This is a genomic window from Runella sp. SP2, assembly GCF_003711225.1.
GTDB lineage: Bacteria > Bacteroidota > Bacteroidia > Cytophagales > Spirosomataceae > Runella.
In genome coordinates, this window is record NZ_CP031030.1 from 5901431 (window position 1) to 5921019 (window position 19589).

The following is a 19589-nucleotide window of genomic DNA, read 5'->3' on the forward strand; positions in this document are numbered from 1 at the left end:
ACGTTTTAAAACGATGGCGAAAGAAGTAGCAGGTTACGTCAAACTGCAAGTGAAAGGTGGCCAAGCCAATCCTTCCCCCCCAATTGGACCAGCACTTGGTTCGAAGGGTTTGAACATCATGGAGTTCTGCAAGCAATTTAACGGTCGTACGCAGGACAAAATGGGTGTAATCTTACCCGTTGTAATTACGTACTACAAAGACAAATCATTTGAATTTGTTATCAAAACTCCACCAGCACCAATCTTGCTTTTGGAGGCTGCAAAAGTGAAAGTTGGTTCTGCTCAACCTAACCGTAAGAAAGTTGGTTCAGTGAGCTGGGATCAAGTAAAAACGATTGCTGAAACAAAGATGCCAGATTTGAACTGCTTTACGATAGAATCCGCAATGAAGATGATTGCAGGTACAGCACGTAGTATGGGGATTACAGTATCAGGTACAGCCCCTTGGGATAACTAATCACGAAGCGGACGTAAAGACATTTTGAACAATGGCAAAGTTGACTAAAAAAAGAAAAGAAGCTTTAGCGAAATACGATGCTAAAATCGAGTACTCGTTCGAGAAAGCTGCAGAAATTCTGAAAGACATCACTTATACGAAGTTTGATGCTTCAGTAGATATTGATGTTCGTTTGGGTGTTGACCCCCGCAAAGCAGACCAGATGGTTCGTGGCGTGGTGGCTTTACCACACGGTACAGGTCGTGAAGTACGTGTATTGGTACTTTGTTCGCCTGATAAAGAAGCCGAAGCAAAAGAAGCTGGTGCTGACTTCGTTGGTTTGGATGAGTTTATTCAGAAAATCGAAAAAGGATGGACTGACGTGGACGTAATCATCACAATGCCAACTGTAATGGCTAAAATTGGTCGTTTGGGTAAAATTTTGGGTCCTCGTGGCTTGATGCCTAACCCTAAGTCGGGTACAGTAACGTTGGAAGTTGGTAAAGCAGTAAAAGAGGTAAAAGCAGGTAAAATTGACTTCAAGGTTGACAAGTTTGGTATTATCCACGCTAGCATCGGCCGTGTATCTTTTGGTCCTGATAAAATTGCCCAAAATGCTCAAGAGTTGATTGCGACTTTAATGAAGCTTAAACCTTCTTCGGCTAAAGGTACTTACGTAAAAAGCGTACACCTCTCAAGCACAATGAGTCCAGGTGTCATCATCGATAAAAGCACGATTGCAGGAATATAATTATGACACGCGAAGAAAAAGCCGTTATCATAGAGGAACTCAGCGAAAAGTTCAAGGCGATTCCTTACTTCTATATTGTTGATGCCGCAGGCATGACAGTTGGAGAAACAAACAACTTACGCCGTAAGTGTTTTAACCAAGGAGTAGAATATCGCGTTGTTAAAAACACGCTGATTGCAAAGGCACTTGAAACACTAGATACCGATTATACGCCATTCAACGAAAGCGTTTTGACTGGTTTTTCTGGTATCATGTTTCACCCAGAGTCAGGCAAAGTAGCTGCTAAATTGATCAAAGAATTCCGTAAAGAATCAGGCAACGACAAATTGAAGCTTAAAGGTGCTTCGGTTGAGTATAGCCTATTCATCGGCGAAAATCAATTAGATACGCTATTGACCCTGAAGTCAAGACAAGAATTAATCGGGGAAATCGTTGGCTTGTTGCAATCTCCTGCGAAAAATGTCGTATCGGCATTGCAAAGCGGAGGCGGCAAATTGGCTGGTATCCTCAAAACCCTTTCAGAACGCGAAGGGTAATTCAAGTACTACATTTGAAAATTTGAGAATTAGTCAATGGACATTTTCAAATCTTCAGATTACTAAATTTTCAAATTCAAAAAAACTCGTAACAAATTTTAACATTACAATAAAATGGCAGATTTGAAAGCATTCGCAGAACAGCTTGTTAATCTTACAGTAAAGGAAGTAAATGAACTTGCTGCAATCTTGAAAGATGAGTACGGTATCGAACCAGCAGCAGCAGCTCCAGTAATGGTAGCAGCAGGTGGCGGTGGTGATGCAGCTCCAGTTGTAGAAGAAAAAACAGCTTTTGATGTAATCTTGAAATCAGGCGGTGCTGCTAAATTGCAAGTTGTTAAACTTGTAAAAGACTTGACAGGTCTTGGCTTGAAAGAAGCTAAAGAATTGGTTGACGGCGCTCCAAAACCATTGAAAGAAGGTATTGCTAAAGACGAAGCAGAAGCTTTGAAAAAGCAATTGGAAGAAGCTGGTGCTGAAGTAGAAATTAAGTAATTTCTGCGCTTAGCGCTCCCAAAACAAACGGAAATAGGCCTGACCTTGTGTCAGGTCTTTTCCTGTTTAAGTAAGTACCGCTGTTTTGGCTATTGAAAACAGCAACAGTTAGTCGAAAATCAGAATAAATGCAGTTAATCTGACATCTATCCACAATAGCGTTTCTTCTTTAATGAGTTTCTGCCTGAAACACTTCGCTACTCGTAGGGGCGATGCAAAGGGGCGAAATTCTAAAATCTACGAGGCAAGCTAAGTTTTTTGCAAACTAACTATTTGAGTCCCCGCGTTCAGTATCTTTAGAACGTCGCCTGGTTCTTATCCACCAAAAACTTGTAAAGCCTTGGTAACCAAACAAACTCCACGTAGAAGTTTTGCCCGGATTAAACCTGTTATTGATTATCCGGACTTCCTTGACGTACAGCTTCGCTCGTATCGCGAATTCGTTAATTTAGATACCGCAGCCGAAGAACGTCACAAAGAAGGGTTGTACAAAGTATTCCAAGAGAACTTCCCAATCTCTGATTCACGTGAAAACTTTGTCCTTGAATTCGTTGACTATGCACTAGATCCACCAAAATACTCTGTTAATGAGTGTATTTCACGTGGACTTACGTATTCGGTGCCATTAAAGGCAAAACTACGCCTAAAATGTAATGACGCCGATAACGAAGATTTTGAAACAATTGAGCAAGAAGTGTTCTTGGGAGCTATCCCATACATGACCGAAAAAGGCTCTTTTGTAATTAATGGAGCTGAACGCGTTATCGTTTCTCAGCTACACCGCTCGCCAGGGGTGTTTTTCTCAATGAGCAAGCACACCAACGGTACTAAATTGTACTCGGCACGGATTATTCCTTTTAAAGGGTCTTGGATTGAATTTTCTACGGACGTTAATAACGTGATGTATGCGTACATCGATCGTAAGAAAAAGTTTCCAGTAACTACCCTTCTACGGGCGATTGGCTTCGGTTCTGACAAAGAAATTCTTGATTTGTTTGAACTTTCAGAAGAAATCCCTGCTACTTCTGCCAGCTTGAAAAAAGCCGTAGGCCGCCGCCTAGCTGCGCGGGTACTACGTACATGGACAGAAGACTTCGTGGATGAAGATACTGGTGAAGTAGTATCAATCAGCCGTAACGAAGTGTTGCTTGAGCGTGACTCTCTTATCACGGCCGGTGACTTAGACGTGATCCTTGATTCGGGGCAGAAATCAATTATTATGCACCGTGAGGACATGAACATGGCCGATTATAATATCATTTATAACACTTTGCAAAAAGACAGCTCTAACTCAGAAAAAGAGGCTGTTGAGCAAATCTACCGCCAATTGCGTAACGCAGAAGCACCTGACGAACAAACCGCTCGTGAAGTAATTCAGAGCTTGTTCTTCTCAGATAAGCGTTATGACTTGGGTGATGTAGGTCGCTACCGTGTCAATAAAAAATTGCAATTGGATATTGCGATGTCAACGAAAGTATTGACGACGCAAGACATCGTTTCCATTGTAAAATACCTTATCGGTCTTATCAATGCCAAAGCCGTAGTCGATGATATCGACCACTTGTCAAACCGCCGTGTTCGTACGGTAGGTGAGCAATTGTGGGCACAATTTGGTGTTGGTTTGGCACGTATGTCTCGTACCATCAAAGAACGTATGAACGTTCGTGATAACGAAGACTTCAAACCAATCGACTTGATTAATGCACGTACGTTGTCGTCAGTAATCAACTCGTTCTTTGGAACCAACCAGCTTTCGCAGTTTATGGACCAAACGAACCCATTGGCTGAAATCACGCACAAGCGTCGTATGTCAGCTCTTGGGCCAGGTGGTTTGAGCCGCGAACGTGCAGGTTTTGAGGTTCGTGACGTTCACTACACGCACTACGGCCGTCTTTGTACGATTGAAACGCCTGAAGGACCAAACATCGGTTTGATTTCTTCGCTTTGCGTTTATGCAAAAACCAACAGCATGGGCTTCATCGAAACACCTTACCGCGTTATTAATGATGGTAAGTTGTCGAATGAACTTGTGTACTTGACCGCAGAAGAAGAAGATTCTAAATACATCGCCCAAGCCAACGCGTCGGTGGATGATAACGGAACCTTCTTGGTTGATAAAATCAAGACACGTTTTGAAGGTGACTTCCCAATGGTAGAGCCTGCGCAGGTGTCTTTGATGGATATTGCAGCAAATCAGATTGTATCGGTAGCGGCTTCGATGATTCCGTTCTTGGAGCACGATGACGCCAACCGTGCCTTGATGGGTTCAAACATGCAACGTCAGGCGGTGCCATTGCTCCGTCCACAGGCGCCAATTGTAGGTACAGGTTTGGAAGGCCGCGTAGCTCGCGACTCACGTGCTTTGGTAGTAGCCGAAGGCAACGGGATAGTTGAGTTTGTGGATGCAACTAAGATTGTCATTCGTTACGAACGTTCGTACGAGCAGCGTTTGGTAAGCTTTGATAGCGACATTGTAACGTATGATTTGATTAAGTTCCGTCGTACTAACCAAGATACTTGTATCAACCTTAAACCGATGGTTTTGAAAGGCCAACCGGTAGAGAAAGGTCAAATCTTGAGCGAAGGATACGCGACAGAAGGTGGTGAATTGGCACTTGGACGTAACCTCCTTGTGGCCTTCATGCCTTGGCAAGGCTATAACTTTGAGGATGCGATTGTGATTTCTGAGCGGGTAGTACGCGAAGATATTTTTACTTCTATCCACATCGAAGAGTATGACCTTGAAGTACGTGATACCAAACGCGGAGAGGAAGAATTGACAGCGGAAATTCCGAACGTAAGTGAAGAAGCTGTTAAAAACCTCGACGAAAACGGTATCGTTCGCGTAGGAACAGAAGTAAAAGAAGGCGACATTTTGATTGGAAAGATTACGCCAAAAGGCGAATCAGATCCAACACCAGAAGAAAAACTTCTCCGTGCCATCTTTGGAGATAAAGCAGGTGATGTGAAGGATGCTTCACGCAAAGCACCTCCGTCGATGAAAGGGGTAGTCGTAGATACCAAACTTTTCTCTCGTCCAGGCCGCGATGAGCGCGTAAAACAAAAAGATGAGTTGAAAGTGTTGATGAAGAGCTACGGACGCGACTTGAGCAAACTCCGTGAAGTGCTTATCGACAAAATGGTAGAATTGCTTGATGGTAAGACAGGTGCGGGAGTGAAGCACAAGTTTGGCGAAGAAATCATGAGTAAAGGCGTGAAATTTAGCCGCGTGAACATCATCAACAATATCTTCCCAGATAAAAACCCGTACCGTGACGAAGGCGGTTACGTTGTTCCAGAAGAAGTAAACCTTTTGGGTGACTTAATCATCGAAGGCTGGACGGACGACCCAACGACCAACAAGCTGTTGTTTGAGATGGTGAAAAACTATCAAAAACGCCGCAACGAAATTTCGGGACGTTTCAAACGTGACCGCTTTACGTTGGAAGTGGGAGACGAATTACCTGCGGGTATCGTAAAATTGGCGAAAGTATATATCGCTAAGAAACGTAAACTCAAAGTAGGGGATAAAATGGCGGGTCGCCACGGTAACAAAGGGGTTGTGGCTAAAATCGTTCGCGATGAAGACATGCCTTTCTTGGCCGATGGAACACCAATGGACATCGTATTGAACCCTCTAGGGGTACCTTCGCGTATGAATATCGGTCAGATTTACGAAACCATCTTGGCATGGGCAGGTCGTAAATTAGGCCGCAAATACGCAACGCCAATCTTTGATGGTGCTACCGAAGATCAAGTAGTTTCTGAATTGAATGAAGCAGGAATTCCTTCTTTTGGGCGTACACCACTTTATGACGGGCAATCGGGTGATAAATTTGACCAAGCAGTTACAGTAGGTATCATGTACATGCTTAAACTGGGTCACTTGGTGGATGACAAAATGCACGCTCGTTCGATTGGGCCATACTCACTTATTACGCAGCAACCATTGGGTGGTAAGGCACAGTTTGGTGGACAGCGTTTCGGAGAGATGGAGGTTTGGGCGCTTGAGGCGTTTGGAGCTTCTCACATCCTTCAAGAGATTTTGACAGTGAAGTCCGATGACGTAATTGGACGGGCAAAAGCGTACGAGGCAATCGTAAAAGGTGAAAACCTTCCGAAGCCAAATATTCCAGAATCATTCAATGTATTGATTCACGAATTACGCGGTCTTGCCCTCGAAATTACGATGGACTAATCAATGTTTGGGGTTTACTGTTTTGGATTTATGGTTGGTAATACAACGCTAAACTTGAGATAGTAAACTCTAAACCCTAAACAAAAATTTCACACAAATCATATCGAAAATGTCATTCAAGAAAAACAAGAAAATCAATAGTGACTTTTCGCGGATTACCATCAGTTTGGCTTCGCCAGAGTCTATTCTGGAAAGCTCATACGGTGAAGTAACGCAACCCGAAACCATCAACTATCGGACCTATAAGCCTGAGATGGGTGGACTTTTCTGTGAGCGTATCTTCGGCCCCGTAAAAGACTGGGAATGCCACTGTGGTAAATATAAGCGTATTCGTTATAAGGGCATTATCTGTGACCGTTGTGGGGTGGAAGTAACGGAGAAAAAAGTACGTCGTGAACGTATGGGACACATCGAATTGGTGGTGCCTGTTGCTCACATTTGGTACTTCCGTAGCTTACCTAACAAAATTGGTTATTTGTTAGGCTTGTCAACCAAGAAATTGGACCAAATCATCTACTACGAACGTTACGTAGTAGTTCAACCAGGTGTGAAAGCAGAAGATGGAGTCAACAAAATGGACTTCTTGACTGAAGATGAATACTTGGATATTATGGATCGTCTTCCACGTGAGAATCAACTTCTTCCAGATACAGACCCGAACAAATTCATCGCTAAGATGGGGGCTGAAGGACTAGAGTTGTTGTTGTCACGTACGCAATTAGACGAATTGTCTTACGAATTGCGCCACAATGCCGCAAACGATACTTCGCAACAGCGTAAAGCAGAAGCGTTGAAACGTTTGAAAGTCGTTGAAGCACTTCGCGACGCAAACACCCGCATCGAAAACCGCCCAGAATGGATGGTGATTCGGATGGTGCCAGTGATTCCACCAGAACTTCGTCCGCTTGTGCCTTTGGATGGTGGACGTTTTGCTACGTCTGACCTTAACGACCTCTACCGTCGTGTAATCATTCGTAATAACCGTTTGAAGCGGCTGATTGAAATCAAAGCGCCAGAAGTAATCTTGCGTAACGAAAAACGGATGTTGCAAGAAGCGGTTGACTCGCTATTCGACAACAGCCGTAAAGTAAATGCGGTACGTTCGGAAGGTAACCGTGCCTTGAAATCACTTTCAGATATGTTGAAAGGAAAGCAAGGGCGTTTCCGTCAGAACTTGCTTGGTAAGCGGGTTGACTACTCAGGTCGTTCGGTAATTGTGGTAGGTCCAGAGCTCAAATTGCATGAGTGTGGTCTTCCCAAAGACATGGCGGCAGAGTTGTTTAAACCGTTCATCATTCGTAAGTTGATTGAGCGTGGTATCGTTAAAACGGTAAAATCGGCAAAGAAAATCGTTGACCGCAAAGACCCCGTTGTTTGGGACATCTTGGAAAACGTATTGAAAGGCCACCCTGTATTGCTTAACCGTGCTCCTACCCTTCACCGTTTGGGTATCCAAGCCTTCCAACCTAAGTTGATTGAAGGAAAAGCGATTCAGTTGCACCCATTGGTATGTACGGCCTTCAACGCCGACTTTGACGGTGACCAGATGGCGGTACACGTACCACTAGGTCAAGAGGCTATTTTGGAAGCATCGTTGTTGATGTTGTCGTCGCACAACATCTTGAACCCTGCTAACGGAGCGCCAATTACCGTACCTTCACAAGACATGGTATTGGGTCTTTATTACGTAACAAAAGGACGTAAATCGACCCCAGAAGTGCCTATCGCTGGAGAAGGAATGACATTCTACGGTGCTGAAGAAGTAATCATCGCCCTCAACGAAGGAAAAGTGTCTAAACATGCGCACATCAAGTGCCGTGTGACTGTTCGTAACGAGGATGGTACCCTTGAGAAAAAATTGATTGAAACGGTTGCAGGACGTCTATTGTTCAACCAGTGCGTTCCTGAATCCGTAGGATATATCAATGAATTGTTGACGAAAAAGAAACTTCAACAAATCATTGGACACGTCTTCAAGATTGCGGGTAATGCACGTTGTGCACAATTCTTGGACGACATCAAGCAACTTGGTTTCCAAACAGCCTTCAAAGGTGGTTTGTCAATCGGTTTGGGAGATATTAAAATCCCAGATGTGAAATGGCAGCTCATCGAAGGTGCAAAAGAAGAAGTTCAAGGTGTGATGGATAACTTCATGATGGGTCTTATCACCGAAAACGAGCGTTATAACCAAATTATCGACGTTTGGACACGTACCAACACGAAATTGGCCAATACGCTTTTGACCCAATTGGAGAACGACCAACAAGGCTTTAACTCCGTGTATATGATGATGCACTCGGGAGCCCGTGGTTCTCGCGAGCAGGTACGTCAGTTGGGAGGTATGCGTGGTTTGATGGCGAAACCTCAGAAAAACCTTGCTGGGGGCGTTGGAGAAATCATCGAAAACCCAATCCTTTCAAACTTTAAGGAAGGTCTTGACGTTCTTGAGTACTTTATCTCTACCCACGGTGCGCGTAAAGGTTTGGCCGATACGGCCTTGAAAACAGCCGATGCGGGTTACTTGACACGTCGTTTGCACGACGTAGCTCAGGACGTGGTTGTGAACGAGGTTGACTGTGGTACATTGCGCGGTATCGAGATTTCGGCATTGAAAGACAACGAGGACATCGTTGAGCCATTGTCTGAACGTATCTTGGGACGGGTTTCTGTACACGATGTACTTGACCCACTTTCGGGTGAGTTAATTTTGTCATCAGGTCAGGAAATCACCGAAGAAATCGCGGCTCGTATCGACGAAACGAGCATCGAAACCGTAGAAATCCGCTCAGTATTGACTTGCGAAACCCGCAGTGGGGTTTGTTCAAAATGCTACGGACGTAACTTGGCGTCGGGGCGCATGGCCGAAATCGGTGAGTCGGTGGGGGTTATTGCCTCACAGTCAATCGGTGAGCCAGGTACGCAGCTGACACTTCGTACGTTCCACGTTGGGGGTACTGCGCAAAACATCGCCGTAGAAGCCAACATCAGAGCGAAATTTGAAGGTAAGATTGAGTTTGAAGATATGCGTACCGTAGAGTCAACGGATGCGGAAGGAAATCCAGTAACGATTGTAATGGGTCGTTCGGGTGAAATTCGCATCGTCAGCGAGTCAAACGGACAGGTATTGATTGGTAATAACGTTCCTTATGGAGCTACATTGCTTGTGAAAGAAGGTGAGCGAGTTACCAAAGGCCACGAACTTTGTAACTGGGATCCTTACAACGCCGTAATCTTGTCAGAATTTAACGGTTCTGCTCAGTACGAATCAATCGAAGAAGGTATCACTTTCCGCGAAGAAATCGACGAACAATCGGGCTTCCAGGAAATGGTAATCATCGAAACACGTGACCGTACCAAAAACCCAGGTATCTTGGTAAAAGGTAAGAGCCCACTCTTGACCGACGCCGATGAGAAGATTTACAACTTGCCTGTAGGTGCGCGTTTGGTAATCAAAGATGGAGCCAATGTAAAAGCAGGTCAGCCTTTGGCGAAATTGCCACGTACACTCGGTAAAACGCGTGATATTACGGGTGGTTTGCCACGGGTAACGGAATTGTTTGAAGCACGTAACCCATCTAACCCAGCGGTAGTTTCTGAAATCGACGGGGTGGTTATCTACGGAATTGTAAAACGTGGTAACCGCGAAATCAATATCGAGTCGAAAGACGGCACGCGTAAGAAATACCTTGTGCCTTTGTCGAAACACATCTTGGTGCAAGATGGTGACTACGTGAAAGCGGGTGAACCACTTTCTGATGGTGCCATTACGCCAAGCGACATCTTGTCGATCAAAGGGCCAACGGCGGTACAAGAATACTTGGTAAACGAAATTCAGGAAGTTTACCGTCTCCAAGGGGTGAAAATCAACGATAAGCACATTGAGTGTATTGTACGCCAAATGATGCAGAAAGTTGAAATCATGGAAGCTGGAGATACCAACTTCTTGGAAATGCAACCCGTAGATAAGTGGACATTCCGCGAAGAAAACGACCGTGTTCTTGACATGAAAGTGGTAGAGGATTCGGGCGATTCTGAAAACGTGAAGCCAGGGATGTTGATTTCGGCGCGCCGTTTGCGTGACGAAAACTCTACCCTCAAGCGTCGTGATCAGCGTTTGGTAGTGGCACGCGATGCCAAAGCAGCCGTTGCACAACCAACCTTGATGGGTATTACGCAGGCGTCGTTGGGTACCGAAAGCTTTATCTCAGCCGCGTCTTTCCAAGAGACGACCAAAGTGTTGAGCGAAGCGGCGGTACGCGGAAAACGCGATACCCTCGATGGCTTGAAAGAAAACGTAATTGTAGGTCACCTTATTCCAGCAGGAACGGGTGTACGCCGCTACCAGAAAAACATCATTGGTTCGAAAGAAGAACTCGAAACCGTGACCGAATCACGTGAGCGTAGCAGCTCGCGTCGTAGCAAACGTGAATTAGCAAACTAACAGGTTTCCCCGTGAGTTTATAGAAGAAAACGCCCCGACTTCGGTTGGGGCGTTTTTGTTTTTGGCCGCTTACACACTATTTTTTCGATTGCTGCCGTTTTTTAGTTCCTTTGTTCCCCAAACGACGATTATTTACGTATGAAGAAATTACTTTTTGTTTTCTCCCTCGCTTTCATTTGTTGTACCTCACTTTATGCCCAAGACAATAACTATAACTTGGTGCCATTTCCTGCGCAGTTCAACGGCGGCGACGGGCAGTTTGTGGTGAATGGGCAGACCAAAATTATTGTCACCGCCAAAGATGCTTTACTGAAACCCATTGCGCAATCGTTGGCTAGTGCGCTTAAAACAGCCTCGAAATTGAATTTGGTGGTTGCGCCCGCCGCTCCCCCGACGGCAACCAACACCATTTTTATTCGTTTGAACAAAGCCTTGGGCTTAGGAAACGAAGGGTACAAATTGGTGGTAGGAAAAGAACGCGTGATTCTGGAATCGGCGACGCCACAAGGAGCTTTTTACGGTTTACAAACCCTCCTTCAACTGCTGCCCACGGCGGTATTTAGTCCTACTCCCGTCGAAAACGTCGCGTGGGCAATGCCCGTTTGCCAGATTCAAGACCGTCCCCGCTTTGTGCACCGAGGGTTGATGCTCGACGTAGCGCGTCATTTTATGCCTGCTTCGTTTATCAAAAAATACATCGACCTACTAGCCCTGCACAAAATGAACGTGTTGCACTGGCATTTGACCGATGACCAAGGCTGGCGCATTGAAATAAAGAAGTACCCTAAACTCACGCAAGTGGGCTCAAAACGCAAGGAAACGCTTGTGGGGCACTACTCAGAAAATTACCCTCAGAAATACGACGGAAAAGAATACGGTGGGTTTTATACCCAAGCCGAAATCAAAGACATTGTAAAGTACGCTCAGTCGAAATACGTCACGATTATCCCCGAAATCGAACTGCCAGGGCACGCAACGGCGGCGTTGGCGGCTTACCCAGAATTGGGTTGTGAGCCTTCAAAAAACTACCAAGTGGGCACCAAATGGGGCGTGATGTACGACGTGTTTTGCCCCACAGAAAAAACCTTTACCTTTTTGCAGGACGTGTTGACGGAAGTAATGACGCTTTTCCCCAGTAAATACGTACACATTGGCGGAGACGAATGTCCAAAAGACGCGTGGAAAAAGAGCACGTTTTGTCAAGAATTGATAAAAAAACAAGGCTTGAAAGACGAACACGAGTTGCAAAGTTACTTCATCAAACGCATTGAGAAGTTTGTCAACTCCAAAGGAAAAAGCATTATTGGTTGGGATGAGATTTTGGAAGGTGGAGTCGCGCCCAACGCTACGGTGATGAGCTGGCGGGGCACGGCAGGAGGCATCGAAGCGGCCAAACAAAAGCACAATGTCATCATGACGCCGACGACCTACTATTACCTCGATTATTACCAAGGTAATCCTGCCAAAGAACCGTTGGCAATTGGCGGGTATCTGCCCATCGAAAAAGTATATGGCTACGACCCCGCCGACGGCTTTGATGAGGCGTCTAAAAAATACATTTTGGGGGTACAAGGAAACTTATGGACGGAATACGTGCCAACACCCGAACAAGTAGAATACATGACGTTTCCTCGGGCTACGGCCATTGCGGAATCGGCTTGGATGCCTTCGGGCGTCAAAAACTTTGAGGATTTTGCGATGCGTTTGAAGGAACATTTAAAACGATTGGATTACCTCAAAGTCAATTATTCAAAACGTATTTTGGACGTTCGGGCGGTGACGCAGTTCAACAACCAAGGGCAGTTGCAGGTGCGTTTGGATAAATTGGATTCGGACAGCAAAACCTACTACACCACCGACGGCAAGCAGCCTACGACCAGCTCGACGGAATACACCATGCCGATAACGTTGGACAAAATCACGACGATTAAGGCTATTACGACCGCTGGCGCTACTTTTGAGGAAAAGTTCTTTGTGCACCGCGCCAAAGGAAAACCTTACAAATACGCTGCTGCTCCTGCCGACTGGGCCGACCCTGATAAAAAGAAATTGACCGACGGGCAGGTAGCACAAAGCCCTCAAAACAGCGCGGAATGGGTGCAGATGTCGGGTAAAGATTTGGAAATTACGATTGATTTAGGCGAGGTAAAACCCGTGACCAAAGTGTCGGCCAATTTCTTGAAGCTGATTTTGTACAACATCTTCCCTCCTACTTCGGTGGAAATTGGCCTCTCGCGCGACGGCGAAAGTTTCAAAGAAGCCTTGGCGCAGCCTGTGACGTACCAACTGGAAGGCGGATGGCAAATTTTACCCGTGGTTGCCGACTTCAAAACGGCGCGGGCGCGGTACATTCGAGTACGGGCTAAAAATGCAGGAAATGCCCCCGCAGGTCATCCAGATGCAGGCCGCCCCACGACCATAGCGATGGACGAAGTGGTGGTAGATTAAAAAATTAAATAAATAGACATACCCAACAAGAAAGGCGCTGTACCCACAGCGCCTTTCTTGTTGGTGGGAGTATTCTTCCCGTTCACGCGGGTTTTTAGGCACTTTGTCCTAAAAAAGTCTTATTTTTTTAAACAAAAACGTAGGTTTGCCTCGTTTTTATAACGAAAAAGTACAAATGTAAACTTCTTCTTTTATCAATTAACAAGTAACGGTGGCTTGCCACTTATTGTCAGCTATGAAACATATCTTTAGTATTTTGCTGTGGTTGGGGATGGCCACGTGGGCGTACAGCCAAGAAAAACGAACGATTAGCGGGTACATCAAAGACGCCTCCAACGGCGAAAGTCTGATTGGGGTATCGGTCTATGTTCGGGAAATAGGAAACGGAACCGTGACCAACGACTACGGCTATTATGCCTTGAACCTGCCAACGGGCGTCTCTTACACGCTGGTCTTTAATTACATTGGCTACGAAAAAGTAGAAAAAAAAGTGACACTTACTGACGATTTGAAGCTCAGTATCGAACTCAAAGACGAAAGTGTGAAGCTGCAAGAAGTCGTTGTCAAAACCACTAAAGAAGACGAAAATGTCAAGAACATTGAGATGTCGGTCAATAAGGTGGAAATGAAAACCATTCGCCAAATGCCCGCCCTGCTCGGGGAAGTTGATTTGGTGCGAAGCATTCAGTTGCTCCCTGGAGTGACAAGCGTGGGCGAAGGAGCCAGCGGGTTCAACGTCAGGGGGGGAAATATTGACCAAAACTTAGTCTTGCTCGACGAAGCACCTGTCTTCAATGCGTCGCACTTGTTTGGGTTTTTCTCAGTGTTTAACCCCGATGCAGTCAAAGACGTAAAACTGGTTAAAGGCGGGATTCCTGCGCAGTACGGTGGTCGTATTTCGTCGATTTTAGACGTGCGTTTGAAGGAAGGAAATGCCAAAAAACGGGAAATCAACGGTGGAATTGGGACGATTTTCTCCCGTTTGAGTTATGAACAGCCTTTTGCCAAAAGCAAAGGCTCATTCATTGTGGCAGGGCGTCGTTCGTACATCGACGTATTGGCGAAGCCGTTCTTGAACGGAGATTTAAAAAACTCACGTTTTTATTTCTATGACCTTACGGCCAAAGCCAATTACCGCATTGATGACAAAAATACGGTCTTTGCGTCGGGCTACTTCGGACGCGACGTTTTTGGGGCGGACTTTGGTTTTGAATGGGGAAACCAAACTGCAACGGTCCGCTGGAACCACGTTTTTAACAACAAATTGTTTATGAATGCCACTGCATTCTATTCAAATTATGACTATGGTTTAGAATCGGACCGTAATAATACGAGCAAAAGCGGGGATAAATTTAAGTGGAATTCGAGCATTAAGACGTGGAGTATGAAGCCTGATTTTACGTACTATCTTACGCCTAACAATACGGTTACTTTTGGTGGACAGTACATCAATTACACCACCAAACCTGGCACGGCAACGGCGATTTCGAGTGGTGAAGAACGAAACATTAGCTTGGACCCACGTTATGCCGACGAATCGTCTTTGTACATCGGAAATGACCAAAAACTCAACGAATGGTTGTCGTTTCAGTACGGAATTCGGTATTCGTATTTCCGAAATCTAGGCCCAGGGACGGCCTATGAGTTTTTAGAAGTAGTGAAAGGCGACCGAAAACTCCCTATTTCGGAGAAAAAATACGAATCGGGTGTGATAAATACGTATGGCAATTGGGAACCCCGTTTTTCGACCAAAATAGAGTTAAATTCTTCTACTTCCATCAAGGCAAGTTACAACCGAACGGCTCAGTACTTGCATTTATTGTCAAACACGGCAGCAAGTTCGCCGTTGGATGTGTGGACGTTGAGTTCCAAAATCATTAAGCCTCAACTAGCCGACCAAGTGGCACTGGGCTGGTTCCAAAACTTCCAAGAGAACATGTACGAGGCGTCGTTGGAGGTGTATTACAAGAAGCTCCAAAACCAAGTTGATTATGTTGCCAACTCCGATTTGTTGCTCAATACGTACCTCGAAGGTGACTTGCTTTTTGGCAATGGTCGGGCGTACGGGGCAGAAGTTTACGTGAAAAAAAATCGTGGTAAGTTGACGGGTTGGTTGAGTTACACCCTTGCGCGTACCGAACGTAAAATCGAAGGCATCAACAACGACAATTGGTTTCCTGCGCGTTTTGATAAAACCCATAATCTCTCGACGGTGGTGTTGTACCAACTCAATGACCGTTTGAGTTTCTCGGCCAATTTTGCCTTCAATACGGGTACTCCCGCCACTTTCCCAACCAATCGTTTTGAGTGGGGAGGCTGGACATTGCCGCAAAATGTGGACAACAGCCGCAACGCTGCCCGTATCCCCGCTTATCACCGTCTCGATTTAGGTGCGACGCTCAAATCGAAGAAAAAGCTCTTCGGCAAAGGCCAGGGCGAGTGGGTGTTGAGTATTTATAACGTCTATAATCGTCGTAATCCGTTTTCGATGTATGTGCGTCAAAATGAGGATAATAACCTCAAAACCGAAGCCGTTCGCTACGCGGTGATAGGCTCGGTGGTTCCTGCCATTACGTACAACTTTAAATTTTAATCGCCATGAAAAAGAATACGCTTCATACTTTTTTGACATATACTACCCTCGCATTTTTGACCGTAACGACCCTCACGAGCTGCGAAGATGTGGTGGACTTAGACGTAAAATCAGGCCCACCACAGCTTGTAGTAGATGGATGGGTGACCAACCAACAAACCAGCCAATCCATTCGTCTGACGGAGTCAGCGGGGTATTTTGATAACAGCCCCGCAAAACCAGTCCTCAACGCGACTGTGACTGTTTCTGACGATAAAGGCCAAGTTTTTAACTTTATTGACCTTAAAAAAGATGGTAACTACGTGTGGAAGCCAACGTCTGCCAGCGATACCATTGGGCGGGTAGGACGAACCTACACTTTGCGCATCAAAATGGGTACCGAAGAATATACGGCAGTAAGTAAGCTCAATCGAGTGCCTAAAATTGATTCAGTGACTTATTTCTTTGATAAATTACCGATTGCTCCTCCCGATGACGCCCCTCAAGAAGGCTATACAGCGGAGTTTTTTGCCCGTGACCCAGCGGGTGCGGGAGACTGTTACTGGATAAAAAGCTACAAAAACGGTAAGTATTTCAACAAAACGACCGAAATCACCATCGCGTACGATGCTGCGTTCAGCCCAGGCGCGAATAGCGACGGTTTGCGCTTTATTTTGCCCATTCGTCGGGCCATTTCTCCTGAGTTTTACAAAGAAAAAGACACGGTCAAAGTAGAGCTTTGCAGCATTCCGTTGGAAGGGTATTATTTCTTAAATCAAGTACGGACTGAGTCAAATAACCAAGGACTTTTTGCAACAGCTCCGTCCAATATTTATAGTAATATACAAAATACCAATCCAACGGGGCGTAAAGCGTTAGGCTTCTTTGGCGCGTCGGCGGTTAGTACGTTCACCGAAGTGATTGACGCCAAAAAAGCAAAACCCAAAGACGGAAACTAGACACTAACAGACAACACCTTCGGAAAGGCGGAGGGTTTGGGTAACGCAGCTTGGGATTTCGTAAGGATAATGAGAAACGTAAATGAGCGTTTGCTCTTGCGAATCACAGACGGCGTTTACAACCTCCTTAAAATGCTCTACGGCGGCAAAATCTAGCCCTTGGCAGGGTTCGTCTAAAATTAGTAGCGGTGGATGTTTCACCAACGCTCTGGCCAATAAAACGAGGCGTTGTTGTCCTTTGGAAAGGTTTTTAAATAATTTATCAAGTAATGAACCCACGTTGAGCCATTCGGCAACGGCGTGGGTTTGTTGTATTTGGTCTTCCGTTAATTTTCGGAAATACACCCCCGTAGCGTCAAAAAAGCCCGAAGCAATGGTTTTAAAAACAGTGGTTTCTTGGGGGAAATACAAATGAAGTTCGGGAGAAACGTGTCCAATTTTGTTTTTGACGTCCCACATTGACGGCCCGCCTCGTTTGAGGTCGAACAAATCATAATCATTGGCAAAACGTTGAGGATTATCGGCGGTCAAGATACTCAACAGCGTCGATTTCCCTGACCCATTGGGGCCAACGAGTGCCCACTTCTCCCCTTTTTTGATTTGCCAATTGACGTTATTGAGTACTTTTTTACCACTGTAAGTAATGGTGATGTTACGCAAGTTGACCGCCAATGAAAAATTGTACGTTGGAGAAATAGGAACCACTTCGCGGGGCTGAAACGTCGCTTTGTCGGTTTCTGAAAGCGATTCTTCTTCCGAAATAATTCTCCCTTCTTTCAATCGAACCACGTGGCTGACGCTTTGGGGAATTTCTACTGAGGAAGTAACCAACACAATGGTAACGCCTGCTTCTTTGAGGTGCGCAAGGGCGTTTCTTAGTACTTCGCGCGAGTGGACGTCCAAACCCGAAAATGGGTTATCCAAAAGCAATAATTGCGGTTTTTTGAGCAACGACCGCGCCAAAAGCATCCGCCGAGTTTCGCCGTTGGACAAAGTCACAAAATGACGGTCGAGCAGGTGGTCGATGGAAAGCAACTGGCAAGTGGCAAGTAAATCAGCTTCGCTGATGGTGTTTGGCGGAAGTATTACCGAATGGTTGTCAACGGTTCCTACGGGTTTGAGCTGATTGGTCAGCACTTCACGGACGGTGGGTGCCACTTCTGCTTCGTGGCTATGAAAACGCTGCTGATAATACTGTGCAGCGGATTTGATGATGCGATTGAAAGAGTAATCAGACGGAACAAGCTCGGCCACTTTTGAGAGTAACACATCGCCGTAATCGTGGGTCAATTTTCCGCGCCAAATGGGCCATTTTCCTGCCAAAACCTCTAATAATGTGGATTTTCCGCTTCCATTTTCTCCGATGATGGCCCATTGTTCACCCGTTTGAATGGTGAGCGAAAGGTCGGATAAAACAACGGTGTCGTAGCGACGAACAAAAGCGTTTTGGAGTGTAATCATGAACTTTGTCAAAGTTTGAGATTTGGACAAAGTTAGTAGTCTAAATACTTTATATTTGCTTAAATCTATACTTTATGGAATCACTTTTTGTTACCGAGCGCATTAAAGAGCTCCTTCCGAAAATCAAAGCCTTCATTGAGAGTGAGTTATACCCACTCGAAACCCCCGAATACCTTGCCCATGACTTTTCGCACGTTGAGCCGATTCTTCAGCAAAAACGTCAGTTGGTCAAAAAAGCAGGTCTATGGGGACTGCACTTGCCCGAAGAAGACGGCGGGCTAAACCTCACGCTTTGCGAATTTGGGCAAATCAGCGAAGTGCTGGCCAGTTCGCCTTTTGGGCATTTTGTATTCAACACCCAAGCCCCCGACATTGGGAATACCGAACTGATGCACAAATACGCTCCCACGCACTTGAAAGAGCAGTATTTAAAGCCATTGATGGACGGAGAAATCCGTAGTTGCTTTAGCATGACGGAGCCCGAATTTGCAGGGTCAAATCCTACGCGCATGGGTACGATGGCAGTCAAAGATGGGGACGATTACGTGATTAATGGTCACAAATGGTTTACCAGCAGTGCCGACGGCGCGGCCTTTGCCGTGGTGATGGCCGTGACCAATCCCGATGCCGCTCCACACAAACGAGCCAGCCAAATCATAGTTCCGATGGATACGCCTGGGGTAAAATTAGTACGTAATATCCCCATCATGGGCCACGCAGGCGATAGCTGGGCGAGCCACGCCGAGATGTTGTACGAAAACGTTCGGGTGCCTCAGTCAAACCTAATTGGCACTGAAGGGACAGGGTTTTTATTGGCGCAAGAACGCCTCGGTCCTGGTCGGATTCACCACTGTATGCGTTTTATCGGAATTGCCGAGCGAAGTTTTGATTTGATGTGCCGCTATGCCGCTAGTCGAGAAATGGAAGAGGGAGTTATGTTGGGTGAAAAGCAATTTATCCAAGGGTTTATTGCCGAAAGCAGGGCCGAAATCGATGCCGCACGTTTGCTCGTATTGCGCACGGCCAAACACATTGATGAGCGGGGTGCAGCGGCTGTAAGGGACGAAATTTCGATGATTAAGTTTTTTACCGCCAACATGATGCTTCGGGTGATTGACCGCGCCATCCAGACCCACGGTGGGTTAGGCATGACCAGCGACGTTTTGCTGTCGTACTGGTACGCCCACGAGCGAGCAGCACGTATCTATGACGGAGCTGATGAAGTCCACAAAACCGCACTGGCAAGAGGTATTTTGAAAGGCTATGGCCTCGATACCCGTAAAAAATAAATC

11 protein-coding genes are annotated in these 19589 nt (G+C 45.8%); 10 read left to right on the forward strand and 1 reads right to left on the reverse strand.

The window, feature by feature from the left end; all coding sequences use genetic code 11:
• The first annotated feature begins 13 nt into the window (after window positions 1-13).
• The 9 genes from rplK to DTQ70_RS23805 all read left to right on the forward strand — a co-directional run bounded on the left by rplK (window position 14) and on the right by DTQ70_RS23805 (window position 16836).
• Entirely contained in the window at window positions 14-457 is a 444-nt protein-coding gene (gene rplK / locus DTQ70_RS23765) for a 50S ribosomal protein L11 (protein WP_122933101.1), read from the forward strand.
• Window positions 458-488: 31 nt separating this feature from the next.
• The gene (rplA, locus tag DTQ70_RS23770) at window positions 489-1187 is read left to right on the forward strand and encodes a 50S ribosomal protein L1 (RefSeq protein WP_122933102.1); all 699 of its coding nucleotides are present in this window, start codon (window positions 489-491) and stop codon (window positions 1185-1187) included.
• 2 nt (window positions 1188-1189) lie between these two features.
• Window positions 1190-1723 carry a 50S ribosomal protein L10 gene (gene rplJ, locus DTQ70_RS23775; RefSeq protein ID WP_122933103.1) on the forward strand — a complete coding sequence of 178 codons (534 nt, stop codon included), beginning with the start codon at window positions 1190-1192 and terminating at the stop codon, window positions 1721-1723.
• Between the two features lie 114 nt (window positions 1724-1837).
• Window positions 1838-2218, forward strand: a complete 381-nt coding sequence (gene rplL / locus DTQ70_RS23780) for a 50S ribosomal protein L7/L12 (RefSeq protein WP_028522387.1) — start codon at window positions 1838-1840, stop codon at window positions 2216-2218.
• A 340-nt stretch (window positions 2219-2558) separates the two neighbouring features.
• Entirely contained in the window at window positions 2559-6416 is a 3858-nt protein-coding gene (gene rpoB, locus DTQ70_RS23785) for a DNA-directed RNA polymerase subunit beta (RefSeq protein ID WP_122933104.1), read from the forward strand.
• Between the two features lie 109 nt (window positions 6417-6525).
• Window positions 6526-10857: a DNA-directed RNA polymerase subunit beta' gene (rpoC, locus tag DTQ70_RS23790; RefSeq protein WP_122933105.1), complete on the forward strand. Its 4332-nt coding sequence runs from the start codon at window positions 6526-6528 to the stop codon at window positions 10855-10857.
• Between the two features lie 138 nt (window positions 10858-10995).
• A complete protein-coding gene (locus DTQ70_RS23795) occupies window positions 10996-13305 on the forward strand; it encodes a family 20 glycosylhydrolase (protein ID WP_122933106.1) in 2310 nt (769 codons plus the stop codon).
• Window positions 13306-13540: 235 nt separating this feature from the next.
• A complete protein-coding gene (locus DTQ70_RS23800; protein ID WP_122933107.1) occupies window positions 13541-15898 on the forward strand; it encodes a TonB-dependent receptor in 2358 nt (785 codons plus the stop codon).
• Window positions 15899-15903: 5 nt separating this feature from the next.
• Window positions 15904-16836, forward strand: a complete 933-nt coding sequence (locus tag DTQ70_RS23805; protein WP_122933108.1) for a DUF4249 domain-containing protein — start codon at window positions 15904-15906, stop codon at window positions 16834-16836.
• 3 nt (window positions 16837-16839) lie between these two features.
• Here DTQ70_RS23805 and DTQ70_RS23810 read toward each other — a convergent pair whose 3' ends face one another.
• Entirely contained in the window at window positions 16840-18297 is a 1458-nt protein-coding gene (locus DTQ70_RS23810; protein WP_122933109.1) for an ATP-binding cassette domain-containing protein, read from the reverse strand.
• Between the two features lie 74 nt (window positions 18298-18371).
• Between DTQ70_RS23810 and DTQ70_RS23815 the strand changes: the two genes are divergently transcribed.
• Entirely contained in the window at window positions 18372-19586 is a 1215-nt protein-coding gene (locus DTQ70_RS23815; protein ID WP_122933110.1) for an acyl-CoA dehydrogenase family protein, read from the forward strand.
• Window positions 19587-19589 lie beyond the last annotated feature (3 nt).

Bases quoted from the DNA above. Each gene is read 5' to 3' on its own strand.
- rplK (WP_122933101.1), top strand. From the start codon at position 14: ATGGCGAAAGAAGTAGCAGGTTACGTCAAACTGCAAGTGAAAGGTGGC.
- rplA (WP_122933102.1), top strand. From the start codon at position 489: ATGGCAAAGTTGACTAAAAAAAGAAAAGAAGCTTTAGCGAAATACGAT.
- rplJ (WP_122933103.1), top strand. From the start codon at position 1,190: ATGACACGCGAAGAAAAAGCCGTTATCATAGAGGAACTCAGCGAAAAG.
- rplL (WP_028522387.1), top strand. From the start codon at position 1,838: ATGGCAGATTTGAAAGCATTCGCAGAACAGCTTGTTAATCTTACAGTA.
- rpoC (WP_122933105.1), top strand. From the start codon at position 6,526: ATGTCATTCAAGAAAAACAAGAAAATCAATAGTGACTTTTCGCGGATT.
- DTQ70_RS23795 (WP_122933106.1), top strand. From the start codon at position 10,996: ATGAAGAAATTACTTTTTGTTTTCTCCCTCGCTTTCATTTGTTGTACC.
- DTQ70_RS23800 (WP_122933107.1), top strand. From the start codon at position 13,541: ATGAAACATATCTTTAGTATTTTGCTGTGGTTGGGGATGGCCACGTGG.
- DTQ70_RS23805 (WP_122933108.1), top strand. From the start codon at position 15,904: ATGAAAAAGAATACGCTTCATACTTTTTTGACATATACTACCCTCGCA.
- DTQ70_RS23810 (WP_122933109.1), bottom strand. From the start codon at position 18,297: ATGATTACACTCCAAAACGCTTTTGTTCGTCGCTACGACACCGTTGTT.
- DTQ70_RS23815 (WP_122933110.1), top strand. From the start codon at position 18,372: ATGGAATCACTTTTTGTTACCGAGCGCATTAAAGAGCTCCTTCCGAAA.